Source organism: Flavobacterium sp. ZT3R18, from assembly GCF_007097385.1.
GTDB lineage: Bacteria > Bacteroidota > Bacteroidia > Flavobacteriales > Flavobacteriaceae > Flavobacterium.
In genome coordinates, this window is the sequence record NZ_VJZS01000011.1 from 39896 (window position 1) to 63313 (window position 23418).

Here is a 23418-nt window from a genome sequence, read left to right on the forward strand (position 1 = left end):
GATGAATATTGATGAACAAAACCAACTTGTAATTAAAGAAGAACTTGAAGCAATTAAAGCTGATATAATAGCTGTTTATAATGCAAGTGGTAAAAAAGTATCTGGTGAATTCGAAAAGGGTTTAGAAATCAAATATACACCTACATCAGCAACTTTAACTGGTTATGTTTATTTAGCTGGTAGGGTCGCTGGTAGAATGCCACCAATTGCACCAATCGAAAAATGGTTAATTCAAAAAGGAATAAAACCAATTGAAGATAAAATGAAAATATCAACACTCGCATATTTAATTGCTAGAAAGATTGGTGAAAAAGGAACAAACAAAGAAAACCATCTTCATATATATGATGAAGTGATTACACCAGAAAGAATTGATTCAATACTTGAAAGGTTGAATAAAATAAACGTTACAGCTTTTGTTAATGAAGTAACTGTAATGATAGAAAAATTAGTCCAAAATAAATAATGTCAACAGGTTCAATTATATTTAACAAAACACCATTAAACTTAAATCCAGCTTATAACAATTCAATAATTGAATATCACTGTAATACTTTAACAGATGTAAGATATTCAGAAATAATTATTAATTCAAAAATATTTAAGGTTTACCCAATCAATGGAGTATTCACATTCAACTTTAAAGATATTGTTAAGGTCTTAATCAATCAAAATAATTTCAATGATACTTTGATTCCAGACTTAACAACATCATTCATTTATGATGATACAACACTATCATATAACTTAACCGCACTCATTAAAATTTATGATGCTAGTTCAATGGTTCAAGTAACTAAAAATTATTCATTTATTAAAAGTGTTGAACAATTACCAAACTATATCCAAAAAATTGAATCTACAAATCCAGTTAGGGTGTTACTACCAACACTAAATAATATTGATTACTATGCACCATATTTTGAAGGTTACCCGTTTGATATTGCTATATATGGGTTGAATATAGGTTATAACTATCAGTTTAAGAATACAAGTACAGTTAATCAATCTAGTATGTTTACAAGTACTAGTACAGAAGTTAAAAGGATATATTTTTCAGATGGTGAAACTAATGAATTTAATACTGAATTAATCAACTTATCAACCACGTTAAACAATCTTGAATTATGGGTTAATGGTTCTTTCTCTTCAAATATTAACATTAAAAGATATGAATCAAAATCTGGTGTTTATTTGAAATGGTTTAATGCTTCTGGTGGGTGGTCTTATTGGTTATTTGATGAAATATTTGAAAATACCTTAAGCACAAAAACAATTGATGAAATAAATGGTTTCACCGATAATTTACAAAACATCACAAGCACCAGTAACATTACTGGTAAGAATGGTTTTGAAACTTTAAAACTAAATGCAAGATTCAACGAACAAGAAAAAGAATATGTGAAATCAATCTTGCTATCACCCAAAGTTGAAATGTATGTACATACAACACCATTCAATCAATTTGTTAAAGGAAAATTCATAGGTGTAAAAATAAGTGATGGTTCAATCCCTTTCAATAATAAATATTCAAACTACAAAATGAATATTACAATAACGTTACCAGAGATATACACGCAAACATTATAATGAATAATGAAAAACTTTATATAAATAATAAAGAAATTGAATTAGCCGATGTAACAGAAATTTCAAAAACATTTCAAGTTAATGATTTGGCTAGTTTGTCAAATAGACAAACAAACTTCACTAAAAATATCAAGATTCCTAAAACTCCAAAGAATATTTTAACGATGGATTTTTTGGGTGTAGTTGGTAACGATTCTAATCTACCATATCAAAAAAATGTTGTGAATTATTTTGTTGGTAACGATGCAGTTATTTATAATGGTTGGGGTGTATTTACCCAAACTGATGAATTTTTCAATCTTAACATTTATGATGGTAACATTGATTTCTTTAAAGCAATTGAAAACAAAAATCTTAGTGATGTAGGGATTCAAGGTTTGAATCATATAAAAAACTTAGACAATGTTTTGAATTCATTCACATCAACTACACTTAACTATAAATACATTATAGCGGATTACAACGGGAAAAATGAATATACAACAACTGGGGCTACAGCTGCAACAACTTATATAAATATTGATTATCAAATACCAAGTGCTAAAGTAAGTTACTTATGGAATAGGATTTTTGATTTTGCAGGGTTTAGTTATTCTGGTTCAGTTTTTTCAAATATAGATTTCACAAATCTTTATATGACATTTCCAAAACCAGTACCAACAAATGAACCAAGTTTAACACCAGTTACATCACAATATTCAAATATTGTTACTTTTTATGATAACGTTCTTGGTTTTTATTCATACAATGTAATCTTATTACCTAATCCTATAGCATCACCACAAATGACTAATACTACATTTAATGTAAGTGGTTCTTATAGAATTAAATGTAGTGGGTCGTTTTCTATCGGTGAACTAAATACTGGTTATGTTAAATGGTCAATCTATAATGGTACAACACTTAAATCAAGTGGACAAATTAACGGTGACATTTATCAATCAGTAATCGTATCAGCAAATGCGGGTGATAGATTAAGTTTAATGGCAGTTACAAAAGATACATCGTATTCATTGTTTAGTGTTGGTACACCTATTATTGGAAGTATCTTAACTGATATTGATTTAGTAACTGGATACAATGCGAATTTCTCAGAAGCTTTGATTGATTTTTCAGTTAAAGATTTTGTTAATGAGATAATGCAAAGGTTTGGATTGACGATGTTTAAAAACAAATACACAAACCAGATTGATTTTTTAACACTAGCAGAAATATTACAAGGTGATGAACACCTTGATTGGAGTGATAAGTTTTTAACTAAAGTTTCAGAAAAATATATAGTTGATGATTATGCTAAGAAAAGTTATTTTAAGTATAAATACAATGCGGAAAATGATACACATAATGATGGGTTTATTTCAATCAGTAACGAGAATTTAAAAGATTCAACAACAGTAATTGCATCAAAAATTTATAGTCCAGAATATAGAAGTGGTTTTGTTTCCAATACATCAAATGTATATAAGTTTTGGGATAAAGAAGTTAAAGATGATTCAACGATTAATTACAAAGAATTAACTGGTAGATATTACTTTTTACGTGCTAACAATTATACTGCAACATATCCTGTTAGGATAGGGTCACAAGTGATGAATGTAAGTACAGTTATAAGTAACTTCACGAATGATAGTTTTTCAAGATTAAAATTTCAAGAAATTATTTATAATTACTATTCAACTATTGAATCAATTTTAGATAAATCAAAATTATTGCAAGTTGAATTTTATCTTAATAGTTCAGATATTGAAAGCTTCGATTTTAAAAAGTTGATATATGTTAAACAACTTGGTAGTTACTATTTAGTCAATAAAATATTAAACTGGATTGATGGAAAATCAACGAGAGTTGAATTAATTAAAGTTGATTATATGAAAAACTTTGATACAGGTGGTAACGGTAGTGGTAGTACTGGTAACGGTACTTATATAACAATAACCAACATTGTAACAAATGGTTGTAATGTTGTTATAACATTTGCAACTGATGCAGTTTTACCACATCAAATTAAAGTGATTGGACAACCTAACGATTTTGGAGTTTTCCCACCACCATTTAACGTTGACCCAGTTTATTACTATGAAGAAACTGTATATCCTGTTAGTAATACAATTTCATTTAATGTATTAGCTGGAAATTTCTGGGGCTTTTATTTACAATTACCAAATGAAAATATTATTTCAAATGCATATTATTTTGAAAATAATTCAACTTGTCACTATGTGCCACCAGCAGCAGATTTAACTTATATCACAATTACAAGTATTGAAACACTTTCGATTGATAGTAATGTAAGAACAATCAAAGTTTACTTTAATACTGATATGGTGTTACCAGATGATTTAACTTTAAATACATACGACTTTAATAATTTCTCATTACCAATATTTTATACTGGTGTTAATACTAATTATGTAATAGGTAATGTGGAATATATGGGTAATAGTGTATTAGGTGGTACTAGTGTTATAAGCTGGGGTGTAACACTACAACACGATTCAGTAACTTCAAATGTAATATACATTTAAAAACAAAAACAATAACATAAAAATAGATACTATGAAATAGAATGGCAAACAAAGTTGAAATCCTTAATCTGGATATAAACACATCAGCATTAATAAGTAAAATGACTGATACACGTGGTGAAATAGATAAATTAAAAGCAGCACAAAAGGAATTAACAAATGCAAATCTTGCAAGTACTGATGCTTTTTCAAAAAATGAAGTTGAATTAAAAAGACTTCAATCTGAATATTCAACGCAAAAGAATATTGTTACACAATTGAATACAGCACAAAGTGCATTTGCAACTGCAACAGAAGCAACAACACAAGCTGTATTAAAAGAAAACGTATCGATAGCACAAGCACGTGAAAACAATAAACAATTGCTTACACTACGTAATCAATTGAATACAACTACAGATGAGGGTAAAGCTTCTTTAAATGCAATCAACGAAAAACTAGATGCAAATAATAAATACATTAAAGATAATGTATCGGGTTACGAAAAACAAAAAATTGGGATTGGTGATTATCGTACCGCAATAACTGGTGCATTACAAGATACTGGTTTATTTGGTGGAAAGGTGCAAGCCGCAACACAAACACTTTCAAACTTTTCTGGTGTTTTCTCATCAATGAAAAACCAAGTTAAAGATTCAGTTGACCAAATAAGAAATTCAGCAACTGCAACTGATGGAATGACAACAGCACAAAAAGCTTTAAGCATTGCAACAGCGGTTGGAACTGGAGCAATGAGAATCTTTACACTTGCATTGGCAGCAACTGGTATTGGTTTAATCATTGGTGCAGTTGTTTTACTTATCGGTTACTTCAAAACGTTTGACCCGCTCGTGGATAAACTTGAACAAGGTATGGCAGCCTTTGGTGCTGCAATTCGAGTTGTTCAACAAGCACTTGCATCTTTATTTGATTCAACACAAGATTCTGGTAAAGCTTTTTCTGAATTAGGTGATAATATGGCAAAGGCTGCAAAAGATGCAGCCAAGTTAAAAGAAGCACAACAAGATTTAGAGGATTCTATGAACTCACAAGAAGTTGCAAACGCCAAAGCATCACAACAATATGATGAATTGATTCTTAAAAGTAAAAATAGAACGCTAACCGAAAAAGAAAGAATTGCATTTTTACAACAAGCAGAAGCAATTGAAACAGCAAATTACAAACAACGTTCAGTACTTTCAAATAAAGATATAACACAAGCAATTGAAGCTGCAAGAATTAAAGGAAGTTTAACAAATCAAGAAATAGCAGACCTTCAAAGACTTGGTACTGCTTATGCTATTAAATTACAGAATAAAGGGAAAATTGAACAAGGTGAAGTTGATGCAATTAAAAAAGCAGAATTAGGAAAGATTGCAATTGATGCTGAATCAACTAAAAGACTTGAAAAGAATCAAAATGCACAAGATAAACTTAATGATGATGCACAAGCCAAAAGAGAAAAAGCACAACAAGATGCAACAGCAGCTGAACAAAAAAGACTTGCACAACAAGCAAAGGTTGTTGATGCTGCACTTAGAAAAAGCAAAGAAGAAATTGATTTGTTTACATCACAACAAGGATTTAAAAAGAAATCACTTGAAGATGAATTAATCTTTGAACAACAATTACTTGCTAAAAAGTTAGCACTTGTTAAACAGGAATACGATAATAAAAAGATTTCACAATTAGCTTATGAATCTGAATCATTAAAACTTAAAAATGACTTTGCAAAGAAACAAGCTGATGTTGCAATTACAAATGCTCAACTTGAATTGGATGAATACAAAAGAAGTATTGATGTTAAGATACAAGATGAAACATTCTTTACTGAACAAAAGCTATTGCAAAAACAAAGTGAAAACGATGCACTTGCAATTAAAGAAATTGAATTTCAAACTTTAAGGCTTGCCAATGGACAAATAAGCGAAACTGATTTTAACGCAGCTGTAGATATAATCAACGCTGATAATAAAGTTAAAAACGATGAAGCCGATGTAATAAGAGAACAAGCAAAGAAAGATAAACAAGCAATTGATTTAGATAATCAAAGAATCTTAGACGAGGAAAAATTCACAAATGATTTTGATTTACAAACTGCACGTGAAAATATAAGATACCAAGCTGAACTGGCAGCAGCAAATAAATCTGGTGCTGATACAACTCTTATTAAACAAAAACACGCAAACGCTCAAAAACAAATTGATGAAAACTTACAACTAAGCAAAATCAATGCGTTGGGTGCAACAGCTGGTGTTGTCGCTGATTTACTTGGGAAAGAAACAGCAGCAGGAAAAGCCGCAGCACTTGCACAAGCTTTGATTAATACTTATTTAGGTATTGCAGCGGGTGTTAAGTTAGGTTATCCAATGGCAATACCAGCGGTTGCAATGGCAGCAGCAACAGGTTTTGCAGCCGTTAAAAACATTGTGTCAACCAAAGTACCAAGTAAAGCAGAAGGTGGTATCATTCCAACGCTAAGAAGTGGTGTAATTAACAACGGTGCAAATGTTATTCCATTAAGTAATGGTGATGATACACTTGCATACGTTAAACAAGGTGAAGTTATCTTAAACGAACAACAACAACGTGCAGCAGGTGGTTCAATGTTCTTTAAATCAATTGGAGTGCCTAATTTTAATGGAGGTGGTGTAGTTGGAGGTAACAGCAATTTAGGGAGACAAAACGGCTTTAAGATTGATATTGATTTACTTGCTGCAAAGATGGCACAAGCTAACAGAATGTTACCAGCACCAGTTGTAAGTGTAACAGATATATCATATCATCAAAATAGAGTTGCAATTATCGAAAGTGGTGCAAACTTTTAAAAATTAAAAACCTTCAATCTAAACAGTTGAAGGTTTTTTAATTTATTTCAAGTTTATTTTTATCAAAACCTGTTCTTTTCAGTTTTCCAGCATATTTATATATAAACAATAAATATGAAAAACTATGACAAACAGATAATCAACAAAAAGTATTATCAAGACTTATCAAAATTTGATACCCTAACATCACAAGATGTTAAAGACTTATACATTTTAATTAATCAAGGTGATACAACAGCAAGAAATAAAATAATAGAATCAAATCTTAAATTGGTTATACACTTCGCAAAACAATATAGGTCAATACTAAATAAAACAGAATCAATTGAACTTGATGATTTAATTAGTGAAGGTAACATTGGTTTAATAAGTGCAGTTGAAAGGTTTAACCCAGACCTTAATATTAAGTTTTCTTATTATGCATCATTTTGGATAAAGAAAGGAATAAACGATTTTCTTATGAACCAAGCCGATTTAATAAGAAGCCCACAAAAACAAACACTAGCAATTAATAAGATTGGTAAAGTAGTTGAAAGCTTATTTCAAAAAAATCAATATGAAGTATTTCAAAATGATATTGAAGAACTTAACCAATTTACACAAAGTGAAATCAATCATTTCTTTTATGCAAAACCTTATGCAAATCGAATTGAAGATAATGATGATTTTAAAGCTGATGAAGATGATATATTTGAAGAGGATGATGTTAACTATAAATTAAAGCAATCAATGAAGTATTTAACATCACAAGAAAGAACAGTAATTAAAATGTATTTCGGTTTTGATAACGCAAATGGTGATAAGATTATATTGCAAAAAATTGGTAATGAATTTAATTTGACCAAAGCTAGAATACAACAAATAAGAGATAAAGCAATAAATAAACTTAAGGAAAGAATGCAGTAAAAACCAGCATTTACATTAAACATAACATAAAAAACAACATCAACAACAAAACAAACCAAAATGAATCGATATGAACTATTAAAGAAAAATGAAAACATTACATTCCAATATGTAAAGAATGGAATACTAAGCTATATGATATTAAGAGATATTAAAATATATGAAAGCTTTAATCTACTTGATGATAATATAAGCAAAGAAATGAAATACATTATACTTGGTGAAGAAAATGAACTATCAACCAAAAGAATCGAACAAATAATATATAATATGAACGCTACTATAAAATAGCGTTCATATTGTATTAAATAATTTAGATAGATAAGATAGCTGTATATATTCCAATTGATGGATGTGTACCTGTAATAATTAGTGCATCATCTTCAATGTTCATATCATTATAATATGCTAAAAATGTTGTTGGGTATTTTGCAGTTGGTAAATCACAATCTACAATTACTTCACCTTCAAATTTTCCATTACCAGTGAATGTAATTCTTGATTTGCAAGATACAGTTACACCGTTAATATTTGTCGGTACAGTAATATCGAAATCACAATCAAATCCTACTCTTGCATTGTTATAACTTATACTATGTAGTTCTAAAAAATCTTTTAGTAACCCAATATTGTCATTTTGTTTATCCATTATATAAATTTTAATTTGAAGCAATTATACAAAAAATAAATAAGTTTAATCTTAGAATAAAATATTATTACGCCTTAATTAAAAGCAATCCAAATAATACCCACCAAAATACTCTCCAAAATACAGCCAATCCACGTAAAAAAGTTGAAATCTGGAAAAACACCCAAAATTCTTACTTTATTTGATTTCATCGTTGGTAATCCACCATTATCAACAAAAATAAAAATGTGTACTTAGTTCATAAGTGTACATTTATTTATGAACACCAGTAAAATCAAGGGTTCGCAAGGTATTGAAAAAAATAATTATAAAAAAATGTTTACTTATGATAAAATAATGTTGTAAGTGAACATTTTTTGTTTTACATTTGTAGTGTTCCAATAAGGAACTTATTCATTGACATATTGAAATACCACCAAATAAAAAAAGCGGTGTTACTAGCACCGCTTATTACCAGCATTCGATTCAAATGAATCAAACACATATAGCTATGGCAAATTTAAACAAAAAATTTGAGAATATCGAAAAATTGGTTCAACGTGATTTTAACGTTGATGAAACGGTTCAGTTATTAAAGCTTAACCACCAAGTATTTTGGAGTTGGGGAGTTGAACGATTACTTAATTACCAAAATAAAGGTTTACTTCTTTTGGTAAATGGTCACCATCATAAAGGATGGTTATTGATTGTGTTAGCTTGGAATGATACATATTCTTATTACTTATTAGAAGGTAATAAGACAATCAAAAAGGAGCAACACGAAGTTTACTTTGATTGTCTTCAAGAAAGAATTGATAAGGATATTGAATATATAAACGAATATAAATAACAAAGTAGTTTGAATTCTAATGCTGGTTGATGGTGGTTATTCAATATCAACATTTAAATATATAAAGACTATGAGCAAGAAAGATTCCAACACAACCAGCGATTACATTGATTTCGATAGAGTAATGAATGTTGCTAACAAACTAATCAAAGAACCAAAAACAAAATTGATTGGTACTTACTTAATCATTGCAGTTAATACTGGTTTGCGAAGTGGTGATGTGCTTCAACTTACTTATGAACAACTACAACAAGATAAGGTTGCAATCACGGAACAAAAGACTGGTAAGAAAAAGATAATAGCAATCAATGATTCAATTCGGGCTATCATTCCAGCTGATGCAACTGGTTCACCATTCATAACAAATAAAGGTTCAATAATTACCAACCAACACTTGAATCGATTGTTGAAAGAAGTATTCACCAAAGAAGCCAAAACACTTAACATATCCACACATTCGTGTCGTAAGGCTTTTGGTAGAAGAGTATATCAAAACAATGGTGAATCTGAAAATGCATTGATTTATTTAAGTGAATTATTTAATCATTCATCAGTTGCAATTACACGAAAGTATTTAGGCATAAGACAAGAAGAACTTAATAACATATATATGAATCTGTAACACTTAATATTTAATCAAAAGAAAAGGCTATCAATTACTATAACCTTATTTATTTATATTCATTTTAAAACGATTTAAGCAACGATATTATTTAATATAACACCTATATTATTTGTTGTTTATCTTGTCTTATTTGGTCTGTATTGGAGCGTAGTAATAAATAAAGGATAACCATTACAGTTATCCTTTAATCTTCTTAGGTGGTATTTGTTTTTGTTATTATAGTTTACCTAAATCACCACCTAAATCTGTTTTTATATCAGGTGATGTTTCAACTTTCTTTTTATTAATGTAATCTTGTACTTTCTCTTTTTGTTCATCCTTTATATCTTCAATACTCATTCTGTTTGCATTTGGTACTATTGATAAATTTTTATTACATTCCTTTATAAGTACATCAGCTTTAAGTATTGCTACTTTACCAATATTATTTGAGGTGTAAGGAACGTTTATTGATGAAAGCATTGGTGAATCATCATTTTTAATTACTGCAACTGCTTTATTATCTATAATTAAAACTCTATAATCTGGTGTGTTATCTGAACCATTACTACGTTTAGCTAATGCATATTTTATTCTTTCTTCAACTGAAATATTTTCATCTTTTGGTTTTGCATCCAAATCAAAGGGTAGGTTATATATAACCTTAAAGTTTTCTTTTTCTAATTTGTGTTGCTTGTTAAGTTCATTCAATTCACGTGTATGTCGTTTGGTGATTTCATTTCTTGCTTCACCAACATTTGAATAAAAACTTGTATAGTAGTCTTTTTCGAATTTATCAATTAAAGAAGATATATTATTACTATTTGCTGATATAGCATTTTTTAATGTATCTAATTCCTTTGTTATCTTTGTTTTTACAACTTCTCTTTGCTCAGCAGCTGCTTCGGTCTTTTCTAATTTATCAAGTGCAATTTTTAATTGTTCATTATTTTCAGCTATTAATTTTGCTTTCTTTTCTTCAAGTGTTAATACTTTAACTTCATTGTTTTTTATTGTTTCCATTGTATTTATCTTTTAAGTTGTTGTTTATTATTAAGTGCTTTGCAAATATTAATTAATTTATTTTGAATATCCAAATTAATAGTTTAATTTTTTATAATTCAGTTCTTCACCAATTTTATATACACCAGATTTCATTTCATTTTTTATTGTTGATATTATTTCATTTAAATCATCATTAGATAGTGGTGCATATATAGATGATGATTTAAATCTTTTATAATAACCACCTTTAATATCTCTTGTTACTGTTTTGTCAAGTATTATATAATCCAAATCTTTCATTATTTCAACGCTTTCTAGTTTATAAATAGAGAATGTTTTTAACTGTTTATAATCTCTTATTACAACTTTAAGTACTGTATATTTGGTGTTGTGTTCCAATATTTTCATACTATGAACAAAGGCATTGATATATTTTTTTAGTAGTTCTTTCGATGATTCAATAGTTGATAGATTATCATTTATAATATCTTCAACATTATCTTGTTTATCAAATATCAATAACTTGTTTGATTCAATCTTACTTTTTTCTTGTTCGATTTTATTCAAATCACTTTCAAGTTTTCCAATCTTCTTACCCGTATCTTCAATCAATTGTAACACACCAGCACTTGTTAATTTACGTACAGATTTAAGTACTGCAACATTTTCATCAATTTCAGTTTTGATTTGGTTTTCTCTATTAATTAGATTTACCAAATGTGATTCCATTTCAACAAGATATTCATCTGGATTGATTTCATTTATCTTTTTTGATAATTGTGAATTACATGAATAAATGAGAATATACATTTAAAAAGGAGAGTAAACATTTGGTTATTAAAATAAAAGAACCGTTTAATGACGTATATTGTGAATAAAAACTAACCAGCTCTGTTGTGACTGCAGGATTATTTTGGACTTAAGAGTAGAATGACCTAATTATTTATTTTATGTATATATCAAAGCTTGTCATTAAGAATTGTATTTACTAGATTATAAGGATATGTAAACCATGTAAATTACTGGAACTGTTAGATGTTAAGTTTTCCTGATTCCTGCCCAATATCTATTAATTTATTAATATAACCTGCTACGTTAATCTGGATAGATCCATTAAGGACATCATTTATCCATTTCAAGAAAAGGCTGTCCTGTATTCCAGGAGCTTTGAGTTCTTTTTTAACAGCAGCACGACAATGCTCCTCTAGTTTGGTTAGCCAAGCTTTTTCAAATGTTGTTCCGCGGTCAAGCCTAGATTTGGCTTCAAAATATTTCCAGACTTCAACTACTAACTTGACCTTGATCTCACCTATTGAATCTGTCTTGTGTTCCGGCACTTCTATATCTGGAAATGCAATTTTAACTTCATTGTCAGGTAATAAGGGCAGTGGCATGAGTTTAAGAAGGTCACCTTCAATTCCGGTGCGTATATAGTCCTGATAGGCTTTAAAAAAATCTCTTGTAAATCTAAGAGCTCCGATAATGGTATTATTCCTTAGGTTAAGTACAATAAAGAATGTTGCAGGAAAATCAGCCAGAGAAATCAGCGCCTCGGCGAACAAGAGCAGTGCATTATCAGCTGCGAAATCATAATCCTCTATTGCTATGGTGACCGTTGTCAGTGTTTGGGTTTCTATAAAAGCAACAGGTAGGCGGAAATTAACAACTAGTTGCTGGCTGGCCCCCTCCAGTATTTCTTTCAGAAGATTCATACGCGTACTCTCATAACCCTGATGCCATTCTTGAATGGTTTTCCTTGCCACACGAACGGGTACTTGATTTTCAATGGGCAAGTGTTCCATGAAATATAGAATTGTTTGCAGAAGTCTTCCATACCAGAGTTTCTCTTCCGCATCAAGCTGATGCACTTCTGCATCAAAATAGGCAATTGTTTTTTCTTCCATCTCATGAAAGGCCAATTGCATGACATGCAGTTCATAATAAATGGCCTTTGTATTGATAGCGGCAAGGTTACGGTCATTATCTCCCTTAGGCGAAAAGAGGTTGGTTAATTGGTTATTGGAATTAGTGAGTGATGCAATCCACTTGCCAACTGTTTTTTCAGCTTTATCCCGATCTTTTTTCGGTGGTAGTTTATACGAGTAAGTGGGATAAGGTCTGTTTGGGGACATCGCTTTGCGGAGTTTGTCCTGAATAGGTAGAAATGTTCTTACAGCGAGATCTACTTTGGCGGCATTTCCTTCCAGCTTCCCATCGATTATCCGTACAAAACAGCGACACCATTCCAGTGCTGTTTGACGGATGTCAAACATTTTTTTTTGCCACTGGTAGGCGGAACTTTCCTGATAGTTTTTTTGTATAGTATCCATCCATATGCGATTGTATCGGGATTCATAGTGGTCTATTATATTTTCTGGACTCATATTTTTTCTCGCATCATTTTTTACTACTTTGATAACCTCTTCTGTTGGAAAAGGGAGCATTATGGCCTGCGTGTTGTATCTTTCATAGTAGGGAAGGAAGGCAAATACGTTCTCAATGCGGTTGACACTAAGTTCGTTGGTAGACGTTTCTTCGTTTAAGTCAATGAAGTATTCGATAGTGATATTTTTGCCTTTTTCTTTTATAATGAGTGAGTTGCTGTTTTTCCTCAGATAATTGATAATGACCTCCTTATTGCTGGTGACAAATTTCTTGAAGCGATCCGGATAAGCTATATGGAAATACTGGAAAAGCCCTCTGGCTTCAGGAAGTGGCATATTGCAAAGATTGTGTATGAGATCTTTCTCAATTAAAGGTATTAGAAAATTGATATTGAGATGGAGTTTGCGATACCATTTAGCAAGCAGGTCCAGCCCTTGGTATGAAGTTATAGCTGCAGTTCTTTTTCCAAGCACCTTAAGGAGTTCTTCTGCAAAGGATGCTACATCGCTTTTTTCAAAGCTATACACAGGTAGTTCTTCAAGCTTCCTAGATAAATACTTTAGATTACCAGTAAGTCCTTCAGGAAGAATATCCATAAGATTTTTAAAGGTGTCTATTGTTGAACCCGGAATGGTATGCATAACAAAAAGATCGATACCGCCAGTTTCAAAGGCATTGTCGAAAATTTCTTGATTCTCTTTCCAGTATTTTTGTGGTTCTGCATGGGCTACCCCATGCAGGGCGTTTACCATTTCCATAAAGCTGCGGTCCTTGAGTATTTCTGCTATTGCGCTATAAAATTCCGTACGATCTTCTATTACTAATAGCGGCGCAGTACTAAAGAAAACCTCAATATCATCAGGCTCTAACAAAGTGTAAAGGTGTATCAGTGAATCAGAAATAGGCAATGTTCTGTGCAACAATTCTTTTAGGTGATTGGAGCGTATGGGATGTAGACCCTCTATGTATTTATTTTCAAAGTTAAGGAAATACTCGTTTTCCAGTGACACCAGCATTTCTCCTCGATCCTGTCCAAAGCCAACAGAATTTGCGATATAGTTCAGTAGTGTCCTTGTTCTTACCCGGATGCCGAGGGAGTCTGCCAATGAGACGATTCGCAGTATTTCAATTTTTGATGTTGATTCTCTGTTGGCGTTTAATGTTTTTATTTGTGCTGCCAACCGATCACGGATCATTTCGCCACGAGTCAACAGGAAGGTGTACTCTATGAGCAATCCTCTTTCATATACTTGTTCCCATATGGGCTGCCAGTTTTTGGTTTCGGGATGCAGTTTGCCTTTAGATTTAAACTGGCTGAATATATCTTTGGCTTCCTCTGAGGAAATATTAATATCAATATGTTGCAGACTGATCTTTGAAATGTCAGCTCCATATCGGTTCCAATCTTCATGTCTTGTGGTAATAAGATATCGCACAGGGAGTGAAGCTGTACGTTCGATCAGCATAGCCCAGTTTTCTATATACATATTTAGGCCATCTATTATGATAAGAGGAGTTTCGCCGATAGCTACTCTTGTTTCAAGAAATTCCATAAGCGAGTTCACCTCCTCCCATGTTCTGGCAATGTGCAACTGGTAGATTTTATATTGGTCTTTAAATTGGTACCCTGCTTGCCAGGCAAGGGTTGATTTTCCTTGGCCACTGGAAGATCTTATAACTGTAACATCAAACTCTTTAAGAGTGTCGCTTATTTTCTTTTCCCAGACTTTCCTGTGTGCAGGTAATTGTGCGGCAATGTGATAGGGTCTTGCAGCTTTTCCTTCATAATAGCTCATGAGGTCGGAGGGTGCTGCCGCATTATAATTTACTGCTTCTATCCAGTTATGTGTAATTGAGGGATTACTAACCACTTTTGAATAGGAATCTTTAATATCCATAAATAATTTTAGTACATCTTGATAATGAACAGACCTGCGTTCTTTCGACCACACTAATACCTTATAAAATAAAGCATTTACAAATTGTGATTCTGAGCCTTTGCCAACTTCCCAATGCTTGTAGAGTGAGCGGACAATGCTCTGCAGAAGTTCATCGGTTGTATATCTATGGTATGATATACTTTTAAGGAATTCAGTTATATTAATATTAGGGCAATTAAGACTTCCTAATTTTTCGGACCAGTAGGCACTTGATTTTGCTTTAAGTTTTTTCTCAAATAGCTCTTTCAGGCTGCCTTCGGCAATATGAAAATTGTAGACAAGTTGAAAACTGCTTGTGGGGTCGGCAAGGTATACAGGGAGAAAATTCTGCAAGACACCCATAGTCCAAAAATCGGAAGCATTGAGTTTATTCTCGGAAGATTTAAGCTGTAAATAACTATTGACAATACCTAATGAAATGGGCATATGAATATCAATATCTTCAATCCCCTCTAACGTAATTGAGATTTCTGTATCTGTTTTGTCTAACTTTTCGAGTATTATGTGGCAGGCGTAGAGTACTTGATAATGGATACCACGAATATTAACGGCGCCACCGCTTCTTTTTTTTAACAGGGTATCAAGTGTATGAAGTGAATCCCCAAGTAGCGAGGAATTATTTTTGGAAGACATAGAAATATTTTTAGTTATACTGATCTTAATAAATTTACAAAATGAGTTAGTAGGTATAAATTTTATCAATGACAGGATAGTGATGTAAAAGGTAAGACGATAATAGTGTTTATATTTTGCGTTAGCAAAATTGCTTCAAAATACCATTATACAGAAAACGGATGCTGTAGTCACACTATACGAAAATTTCTCTTAGTGAGGCTGAAAATAAGGCGTATAGGTGTGAAGACTAGTTTTTGAGTGATTTCTAATAGCACACTTTTTTTAAACAACCTTTTATTCCTAGTGTTTACACTTAGAGTATCCTATTAGGTATTATGATACAGGTCTTAATGGTATTCCAATTGAAATTCCGAAAATTTTATTATCTATAGTTCATTTTTTAAATATGATCTAATCCAGTTTTTATAATATCTATTATGTCTTTTTTTGATATATAACCATTTTTTATGCTTTCCTCTATTAGAAGTTTTATATCATCAATAGGAATTTCACTAGAACTTCTTGGGCTGAATCCTCCATTTGTCGTTGGGTATCTATTTCGTATAGAGGTTGTTTTGTAATCCCAAGTAGCTTCCCCAAATTCAATTTTGTGTCCGTTTCCTAGATTAATTGTTTTTATTACTTTCATATAATTTTTCGATTCAGTTATGTTTTTTAAAGTTGAGTACAATGCCCCCTATACTTTTGCGAGGTTACGTAAACTTACAAAAAAGATTACAAGAATAAGACTCCTCTTTGAAAATTGGGAGAATTTTCAAAGACAGATCAAACCTAGCAACCATTCAATGGGCATCGCTGTTAGAAGTATGATTTTTCACTTCTCTATATTAATTATGATTTTGAATTAAAATTATCTTGGTGTGATTTTTAATGTATTTTGTTGAATTATAAAATGTTAACAAATAATTCATAAGTATTGTCTATTGTTTATGTTGTTTAAATTAATTATAAATAGCTTTGTTTTTAATCTTAAATAAAAATATTATGAATTCAAAAAAATCGTCACAATCAGTGACAAAAATTGCATCAGAAGTCTTAAGAAATCCTAATTCATCACAAATTTCTAAATCTTTGGCGGGCTCTGTATTATCTCAAGCAAATTCTCAAAACCAGACCGGTGATCAAATGGAAAAAATTGCGTCTAAAGCATTACAAAGTGAAAAGTACAATGAAACAACTAAAACTTTGGCGGGTTCTGTGTTGTCTCAATCAAATGGTAAATAGTTTACTTAGGTAATTTTTAAAGCCCTCGAAAGAGGGCCTTTTTATTAAGTTTTAAAGAGTATAACTTTAGTTTATTGTCAAATGTCACAACATATGAGAATATCGTACATAACTTGAGAATATGTCATTTAGGATGAGAATATTTTTAATTGACTATTTATAGTTTTAGAGTGCAATACAATAATTTATTAACTAACTACTTATGAAAATACTTTTACTTTCTATTTCATTGCTCTTCTTCAATTCATCAACTAATGCCAGTGATGTTTATATATGTGTTAGCAAAACAGCTACCAAGTATCATTTAAATGAAAATTGTAAAGGATTAAGCAGTTGTGCTCACGTTGTAAAAAAAGTATCCTTAAAAGAAGCAAAACAAATGGGATATTCTATACTATGTGGCTGGGAGGACTAATAAATATTACTTTAATTTGTTTTTTATATTTAACAAAAAAAAAAGAATTATGAGAATTAAAGTGAAAATCGAAAAAGCAAAGGATGGTAGTTATTGGGGAACGACTCAAAATATCCCGGGAGTAGTAACCGCAGATGGTAGCACATTAGATGAATTGAAAGGAAATTTAAAAGTTGCTATTGAGCTGTATATTGAAGCAGCTGAAGAACACGAGAAAGAAATTTATGAAAAACTTGCGAAAGGCTTTGAACTAGAGATCTAGCTTATCGGGAGTTTATAATCTTTGTTTGGGTGCCTCTATTATACAGTTTGTCATTGAGGTATTAGGTTGTGTGAAATACAAAGTTTTTTCAATTATGATTTTTTCGTTTTCATATTTAAAAATCTAAAGTTTAACTTTATTTTTTGTTATAAACAGATTTATCCGTTTTTATTAGACGTTGTCCCCATATTCCATATCAGTTAAACGGTCATTTATAAATTTAATACCTTCAAGAGTATCTAATAATTCCCGAGGTGGATGCTTATCTGTGAAAAAGTTGGGAGTGTCTAGCCATATATCAAAATCTCCTTTGCTGTCAAAAAGAGATTCTGCGTGCACATATAAAGCATCTAATGCCTTAATAATTAATTTTTCTGATTCCATTATACGATGTCGCTTATTGTTTGTATCAAATTTTCGTACTCACCAAAATATGCTTCATGTTTATTTATTATTTCGGTTCGCCAAGGAAAAAGCCATTCTTCGTCCTTAGGTTCAGTTCTTCCAAAAAAGCAAAAATTACCGTCAGTATTTAATTGCGTTTTTAAATTAATCCAGGTCTTTTGTAAATCGTTTTTGCGGTCTTTAAATCTTAAACTTACAAAGAAATACTTAAGTTCAGGAAAAGAGTTTTTAAAGCTAGTATATGAATTTTGAATAACTCCATCACTTAATATCATTTTTGGAAATGACCATTTTTTTAATTCAATTACGCCTAAGCAATTTTTTCTATTTACGATATTTACGTATGGATTTACTTTTCTGAGAAACTCTTCGTGAGGAGTTTCTTTTTTACAAATCATTATATCATACTGTAAAGAAGTAATATTTTCATGTACGATTTGTCCTTTGAAGAAAGCGAATTGTGGCAAGTCTTCGCGTAAAAACTGTATAAAAATATCTTCGTATAAAGAACCATTCATACCAGTATGACGAAGTCCAGAATGATAAATTTTTTCTGAGAATTCAACTAATTCTATTTGCCGATTATTCATATTTAGTTGATTTTATCGTAATCTTGATGCAATTTCGCCTAACGTATTGTTGCGGGATTTTGGAGAAAAATAATTTCTGCTGGTCGAAAACAAAATTATGGAAAATATTGTTTCAATTTACCAAAAAGCCAGCAATGGAGCATAGCTGCCGTTAGCGGTAGGTTTTTATTTCTGAGGTATAAAGCCATTCGTTCTATTTAAAATGATATGATTTATTTTATCTTTTATATCAACTGGAGGTTCTTCATTTTCAATTATTATTATTTGCTCTAATTTACTTTGATTAGCAATATATCTGTAAAAATCCATTGCCAAATCATCAGTTATTGTTATTTCATCTTCATTGTCGGGTTTCTTATAAGTGACTAATGGTGAATCGATAATTGGGACGCCAATAGAATATTCTTTTTGCGATATTAATTCCTGTAAGGCAAGAATAAATGCTGAATAGATTATTGCTCTGTAACCTTTTCCAGATAGATTTCTATCTTCACCTGAAATTACAAAATCGATTTGTTCTTCACTGAAACTAACACTTGTTAAATTGGGATAATTATAACCTTTAAGGACAGAATGAATAGCTTTTGATAAGTTAGTTAATGAAGAAGTAGAAATATGCTCGAAAGATTGTTTTGAATTAGAATCAGGTAAAGAATCTTCTAATTTTTCTTTCTCCTTCTTAAACTTTTCTAATTGCTCAAATTTAAGGAAAGCTCCCAAGGCAAAACTTTTCTTTTCATTTTGAATATTTATTTGTTCAACAATTTCTCCCATTTCAAATCCAACTCCTTTATCAAGTTCTATTGTGTATTTATTTATATCGTTATCTAGATTAGAAGCTTGTAAAGAGATATTAGTAAATTCATTTTTTAAGATTTTTTCAGATTCAATCAATTCTTGTTTTAAAGATTCAATTTTATCTATTTCTGATGCACATGATTCTATAATTCTACTAATATCAGCAATAGAACATTCTTCTTTTATTTGACCATTACATAAAGGACAATTCCCATTTTCAGTATGATTTTCTTCATTTAATAAAATACTGGTTTCTATTGTTGATTTTAGACGTGCTATGTCTGAAAAATAATGTGATTTTAAAAGATCAGATCTTTTATACAATTCCTCGATGACTCTTTTTCTAGATTGTTTTATTAATAATAATTCAAGAGTTTCCTTTCTTTTAGATTCTATTTCATTATATTTATTTTGAAGATTAAAATGTTTTTCATTTAATTTTTCAATAATAATATTTGTTTCTTCAAGAATAAGAGAAGGTTCTAGCTTAAAGGCTTTGAGTTCCTTTTGATTATCACTTATAAATTCCTTTAAAATTTCTAATTTACCTTTTCTATTAGCGATTTGATTTGGAGAAAGTGATTCAATTATAGCACTATCGTCTTTACCAATTGCTATTAATTTTAATACATTGGATTCCTCAGTAGCTTTAGTATAGTGGCTAATAATCAAAGAATCTTCTGTAGTTATTTGGGTTTCGCTAACCATCGAGAACTTTACGATATCACGATACGAGATTTTTCTAGTTTTCCCCTTTTGGTTTGTTCTAATTTTTTTCTCTGATAAATTATTTAATTTAAGCAGGAAAGCAGAAACGGTGTTTTCATTTGCAGGGTTATGTTTTCTGTCTAAAATAGTATACTTATCTGTTTCCTTAATATTGTCAATTGATGAACTGTAAAGTTTAAAATTCCCTCCCTTTAAATCACTCAACAATGTGTAAATTGTACCTTGTAAGTCAGCTATTTCTAGGTAAATTAATTCATAGTCTCTTGCTTCTTTGATCGGTTTTGGTATTTTTGAACCGCCAAACATATAATTTAGACATTGGAAAATATAAGTTTTTCCCGTATTTGATGGACCTGTAATAATATTAACTCCCGTTTTGAAGACGATACTTGCATCTCTTAAAGATTGACCACTGAGTCTTAACTCTTTTAATAAAAAACCACTTTGCATTATTGTAAAATTTCTATATTAAACTCGTTATCTATTTTTGTCAATTTAGGAGTCATTATTGTTTTAAGCTCTTGTTTGGTATGATTTGAAAAGTTATTTACTGTCCAACTTGCATTTTCTTGTAAATTAATAGAATAATTCTCTTCTAAGGATTCAAGAAAGGGCATTGCGTTTTCAGTTGCTTTATATTCTATTCCATTTTGATTGTATAGTTTTTCAATTAATTTTTTTGAAATAAAAAGATTTAACCCTTTTTCAATAATGGAACTTCTTATCATTATTTCTCCAGAACGATATGGTACTGCAGGGTGAAGGCTATTAGTTGTTTTGTCAATGTCGCCGGAATGAATAGTTAAATAGTCTAGATAGACAAGATTTTGCAAATCAAAAGATTTAGGAAATGCTTCATTGAGAATAGTTAAAATTCGAAGACCAGATTCAACACTATTATTGAACGGGTTTACATTTCTTTTAATTTCCATTATGTCCATTTTATTTTTTTATCATTAACCAGTTGATGGCAAACTCCACTGCGATCATTTATTATACTAACATCTTTTAATGGATTTGATGATATTATAATTTTTCGAGCTTCTTTTTCTGCTTCTTTTACTTTAATGAAATTGTTTGAATGACTATCTTCTACAATATCAATAATCCCATTTAATATTTCATTTTGAAAATCTTCAAATGTATCAATGGGTAAACTATCCCTTGAGAAATTTCTTAATTGTTCTGCGTGATGAAAACTAATGCGTGCTCTTGCAAAATGATTTTTATAAACTTCTTTTGAAGTTATTTCTTGCGCATTTTTGTAGATTTCTGTACTTTCAGAACTGTAAGCCAATAATAATTCATTTACATAAATTATTTCTGAACTATGTATATCATTAGGAATAGTACTTATATCTAATTTTTCTCTTTCAGGCAATCCACCACCAAATCTTATTAAATGATTTGGATGATTTTTGTGTTCATTTATAATATTTTTTGTGTGAATTTTAGAAAATATTGAAAAATCAAAATTATCTATCCATTTTAAAAATTCACCTTCTAATTTGATTGCAACAGTAGTAATGTCATTTTCACAATATTTCAACCAATTTTTTTTCAATGCATCTTTTAATTCCGACGGATTTTGTAGTAATTTAGAAAGAGAGGTTCCACAACCCTTAGGTGAAACAAAATAAAATTTTCTAGGTCTTGGATACTCTGATTTAAACGTATGGAATAATATTTTACCAAATTCTTTATAAACCTGAGTTGGAATCAATGCATTTTCATAATGTTTGCATTGATAACAATCCCAAATGTAATTTGGTTTGTTTTTATCTGTTACATAGCCTACAACATCTCTCCCTTTATCTCCAGCACCACCGAATCTTTCACCTTCTATGTATTCAGTTTTTTTGATGTCTATCCATTCTTCGATAAATTCTTCCCAATCTTCAAATGACATATGTTCAACCATTTTAAGAGGTATAATTCTCTTGCCGAAATTGACTTGATGTGATGTTTTATAATATGTCATTTAATTTGTTTTTAAGCTTACCGCGAACTTCTCACTAAACGTAAATTTAGCTAAAAAGTCCTGTTCAAAAGGTTTAGATATAATTACAGGTATTTTTTCACAGTCTAGAAAATTTGCAACAGTTAATCGATGGTGTCCATCTTGTATTAAAATTAAGTTTGGTTCAGGAATATTTAGAATTATTGGAATTAAATTTTCTTCATTTTGCCAATGTATCAACACTTTGGTTATCTTATTATCATTATGTTGTAAAGTCCATATAGATTTTTTACCATAAACTTTTTCTGCGTTATATTTTAAATTACTTAAAAGTTCTTTTACTTTAATCCAATAAATTTCATATTCTTCATTCTGAATGAATGTCGGTTTCTTTTCGGGTAAATTTTCGAAATCTATTTTTTCTTTTGATAAATGCCAATATGGTTTTATTGAATCAGGATGGCTCTTAAGAATCTTCTTAAACTCTTTTTTTTTATTATCTCTATATTTATTCGCATTGATTCTTTTTTCTTGACTTTCTATCGAATAATAATCGTGGTAATCCATGTGGTAAATTTGTAGCTAATCTGTTTATACTAGACAAAAAAACTGTAATTTGCAATAATTGGGTTGATTTCGTGTCAAAAAATGGCTTTTTGCCGTTTGCTAATATAGAGTTTTTTATTACATTTTACAATGAGAATTTTAATTGTTTTTTCTAAATGTTTGTCATTCGTATTATTTTTAGACTATTGTACGCTTGAGGAATTTTGAAGTCAAATTAGTGTATGATATTAATTGTAAAAGTCATATATTATTAATGTTTGAATGTTGTTTTAATATTTTTTTTGAACAGTGTTTTTTATACGTCCTTTATATATTCCTTATGCTTTAGCAATCCCCATTCCTTCTTGCTGTCTTTCTAAGATTGAATCTCTTTCCAATTCACTAATATTAGTAAGAACACTTATTATCAATTTAAAAGTTGGGTTTTCCTTCCCATTTGTTAAGCTTTCCAATCCTAGATTATCAACCTTTAATTGTTGATTTTCCAAACAAAGCTATTAATCTATCTTCTGGAGTGAAATATATTGGCATATTTTGATTTTAAAATGCATTTTTAGCAAAGTTGATTTCAGTATAATTATCTAATATAAAA

General features: G+C 30.3%; 23 protein-coding genes. 11 read left to right on the plus strand and 12 right to left on the minus strand.

What is annotated here, in order from left to right; all coding sequences use genetic code 11:
- Position 1: 1 nt before the first annotated feature.
- The 6 genes from FNW52_RS12525 (at position 2) to FNW52_RS12550 (ending at position 8119) form a co-directional block, all read left to right on the plus strand.
- Positions 2-466 (plus strand): hypothetical protein, encoded by a 465-nt coding sequence (locus FNW52_RS12525; RefSeq protein WP_143377814.1) that lies wholly within the window; start codon positions 2-4, stop codon positions 464-466.
- On the plus strand, positions 466-1590 hold the full coding sequence (locus tag FNW52_RS12530) for a hypothetical protein (protein ID WP_143377815.1): 1125 nt from the start codon (positions 466-468) through the stop codon (positions 1588-1590). Before FNW52_RS12525 ends, FNW52_RS12530 begins: the two co-directional genes overlap by 1 nt.
- Positions 1590-4115 carry a hypothetical protein gene (locus tag FNW52_RS12535; protein WP_143377816.1) on the plus strand — a complete coding sequence of 842 codons (2526 nt, stop codon included), beginning with the start codon at positions 1590-1592 and terminating at the stop codon, positions 4113-4115. The genes FNW52_RS12530 and FNW52_RS12535 overlap by 1 nt, the downstream gene beginning before the upstream one ends.
- 41 nt (positions 4116-4156) lie before the next feature.
- Positions 4157-6922, plus strand: a complete 2766-nt coding sequence (locus FNW52_RS12540; RefSeq protein WP_143377817.1) for a hypothetical protein — start codon at positions 4157-4159, stop codon at positions 6920-6922.
- A 114-nt stretch (positions 6923-7036) separates the two neighbouring features.
- A complete protein-coding gene (locus tag FNW52_RS12545) occupies positions 7037-7828 on the plus strand; it encodes a sigma-70 family RNA polymerase sigma factor (protein ID WP_143377818.1) in 792 nt (263 codons plus the stop codon).
- A gap of 60 nt (positions 7829-7888) precedes the next feature.
- Positions 7889-8119, plus strand: a complete 231-nt coding sequence (locus FNW52_RS12550) for a hypothetical protein (RefSeq protein ID WP_143377819.1) — start codon at positions 7889-7891, stop codon at positions 8117-8119.
- Between the two features lie 22 nt (positions 8120-8141).
- Here the strand turns inward: FNW52_RS12550 and FNW52_RS12555 are convergent, their stop codons facing one another.
- Positions 8142-8477 carry a hypothetical protein gene (locus tag FNW52_RS12555; protein ID WP_143377820.1) on the minus strand — a complete coding sequence of 112 codons (336 nt, stop codon included), beginning with the start codon at positions 8475-8477 and terminating at the stop codon, positions 8142-8144.
- A gap of 490 nt (positions 8478-8967) precedes the next feature.
- Here FNW52_RS12555 and FNW52_RS12560 point away from each other — a divergent pair, with 490 nt between their 5' ends.
- Positions 8968-9306 (plus strand): hypothetical protein, encoded by a 339-nt coding sequence (locus tag FNW52_RS12560; RefSeq protein ID WP_143377821.1) that lies wholly within the window; start codon positions 8968-8970, stop codon positions 9304-9306.
- A gap of 70 nt (positions 9307-9376) precedes the next feature.
- Positions 9377-9928 (plus strand): tyrosine-type recombinase/integrase, encoded by a 552-nt coding sequence (locus FNW52_RS12565; RefSeq protein ID WP_185965973.1) that lies wholly within the window; start codon positions 9377-9379, stop codon positions 9926-9928.
- Between the two features lie 219 nt (positions 9929-10147).
- Here FNW52_RS12565 and FNW52_RS12570 read toward each other — a convergent pair whose 3' ends face one another.
- The 4 genes from FNW52_RS12570 to FNW52_RS12585 form a co-directional block, all read right to left on the minus strand.
- Positions 10148-10933 carry a hypothetical protein gene (locus tag FNW52_RS12570; protein WP_143377823.1) on the minus strand — a complete coding sequence of 262 codons (786 nt, stop codon included), beginning with the start codon at positions 10931-10933 and terminating at the stop codon, positions 10148-10150.
- A 75-nt stretch (positions 10934-11008) separates the two neighbouring features.
- Positions 11009-11725 carry a hypothetical protein gene (locus FNW52_RS12575; protein ID WP_143377824.1) on the minus strand — a complete coding sequence of 239 codons (717 nt, stop codon included), beginning with the start codon at positions 11723-11725 and terminating at the stop codon, positions 11009-11011.
- Positions 11726-11946: 221 nt separating this feature from the next.
- Positions 11947-15873: a hypothetical protein gene (locus tag FNW52_RS12580; RefSeq protein WP_143377825.1), complete on the minus strand. Its 3927-nt coding sequence runs from the start codon at positions 15871-15873 to the stop codon at positions 11947-11949.
- A gap of 382 nt (positions 15874-16255) precedes the next feature.
- Positions 16256-16504 carry a hypothetical protein gene (locus FNW52_RS12585; RefSeq protein WP_143377826.1) on the minus strand — a complete coding sequence of 83 codons (249 nt, stop codon included), beginning with the start codon at positions 16502-16504 and terminating at the stop codon, positions 16256-16258.
- A gap of 356 nt (positions 16505-16860) precedes the next feature.
- On the opposite strand from FNW52_RS12585, the gene FNW52_RS12590 reads away from it, so the two are divergent.
- The 3 genes from FNW52_RS12590 to FNW52_RS12600 all read left to right on the plus strand — a co-directional run bounded on the left by FNW52_RS12590 (position 16861) and on the right by FNW52_RS12600 (position 17777).
- Positions 16861-17100: a hypothetical protein gene (locus FNW52_RS12590; protein WP_143377827.1), complete on the plus strand. Its 240-nt coding sequence runs from the start codon at positions 16861-16863 to the stop codon at positions 17098-17100.
- Positions 17101-17302: 202 nt separating this feature from the next.
- Positions 17303-17515: a hypothetical protein gene (locus FNW52_RS12595; protein ID WP_143377828.1), complete on the plus strand. Its 213-nt coding sequence runs from the start codon at positions 17303-17305 to the stop codon at positions 17513-17515.
- Positions 17516-17564: 49 nt separating this feature from the next.
- On the plus strand, positions 17565-17777 hold the full coding sequence (locus FNW52_RS12600) for a type II toxin-antitoxin system HicB family antitoxin (RefSeq protein WP_143377829.1): 213 nt from the start codon (positions 17565-17567) through the stop codon (positions 17775-17777).
- A gap of 171 nt (positions 17778-17948) precedes the next feature.
- On the opposite strand, the gene FNW52_RS12605 is transcribed toward FNW52_RS12600, so the two are convergent.
- The 7 genes from FNW52_RS12605 to FNW52_RS12635 form a co-directional block, all read right to left on the minus strand.
- The gene (locus FNW52_RS12605; protein WP_143377830.1) at positions 17949-18161 is read right to left on the minus strand and encodes an MbcA/ParS/Xre antitoxin family protein; all 213 of its coding nucleotides are present in this window, start codon (positions 18159-18161) and stop codon (positions 17949-17951) included.
- Entirely contained in the window at positions 18161-18772 is a 612-nt protein-coding gene (locus FNW52_RS12610; RefSeq protein ID WP_143377831.1) for a DUF6602 domain-containing protein, read from the minus strand. Before FNW52_RS12610 ends, FNW52_RS12605 begins: the two co-directional genes overlap by 1 nt.
- 165 nt (positions 18773-18937) lie before the next feature.
- Positions 18938-20749 carry an AAA family ATPase gene (locus FNW52_RS12615; protein WP_143377832.1) on the minus strand — a complete coding sequence of 604 codons (1812 nt, stop codon included), beginning with the start codon at positions 20747-20749 and terminating at the stop codon, positions 18938-18940.
- The gene (locus FNW52_RS12620; RefSeq protein ID WP_143377833.1) at positions 20749-21231 is read right to left on the minus strand and encodes an ABC-three component system middle component 2; all 483 of its coding nucleotides are present in this window, start codon (positions 21229-21231) and stop codon (positions 20749-20751) included. The genes FNW52_RS12615 and FNW52_RS12620 overlap by 1 nt, the downstream gene beginning before the upstream one ends.
- A complete protein-coding gene (locus FNW52_RS12625; RefSeq protein ID WP_143377834.1) occupies positions 21231-22280 on the minus strand; it encodes an ABC-three component system protein in 1050 nt (349 codons plus the stop codon). Before FNW52_RS12625 ends, FNW52_RS12620 begins: the two co-directional genes overlap by 1 nt.
- A complete protein-coding gene (locus FNW52_RS12630) occupies positions 22281-22826 on the minus strand; it encodes a ParB N-terminal domain-containing protein (RefSeq protein ID WP_143377835.1) in 546 nt (181 codons plus the stop codon).
- 317 nt (positions 22827-23143) lie between these two features.
- Positions 23144-23314 carry a hypothetical protein gene (locus tag FNW52_RS12635; RefSeq protein ID WP_185965975.1) on the minus strand — a complete coding sequence of 57 codons (171 nt, stop codon included), beginning with the start codon at positions 23312-23314 and terminating at the stop codon, positions 23144-23146.
- Positions 23315-23418 lie beyond the last annotated feature (104 nt).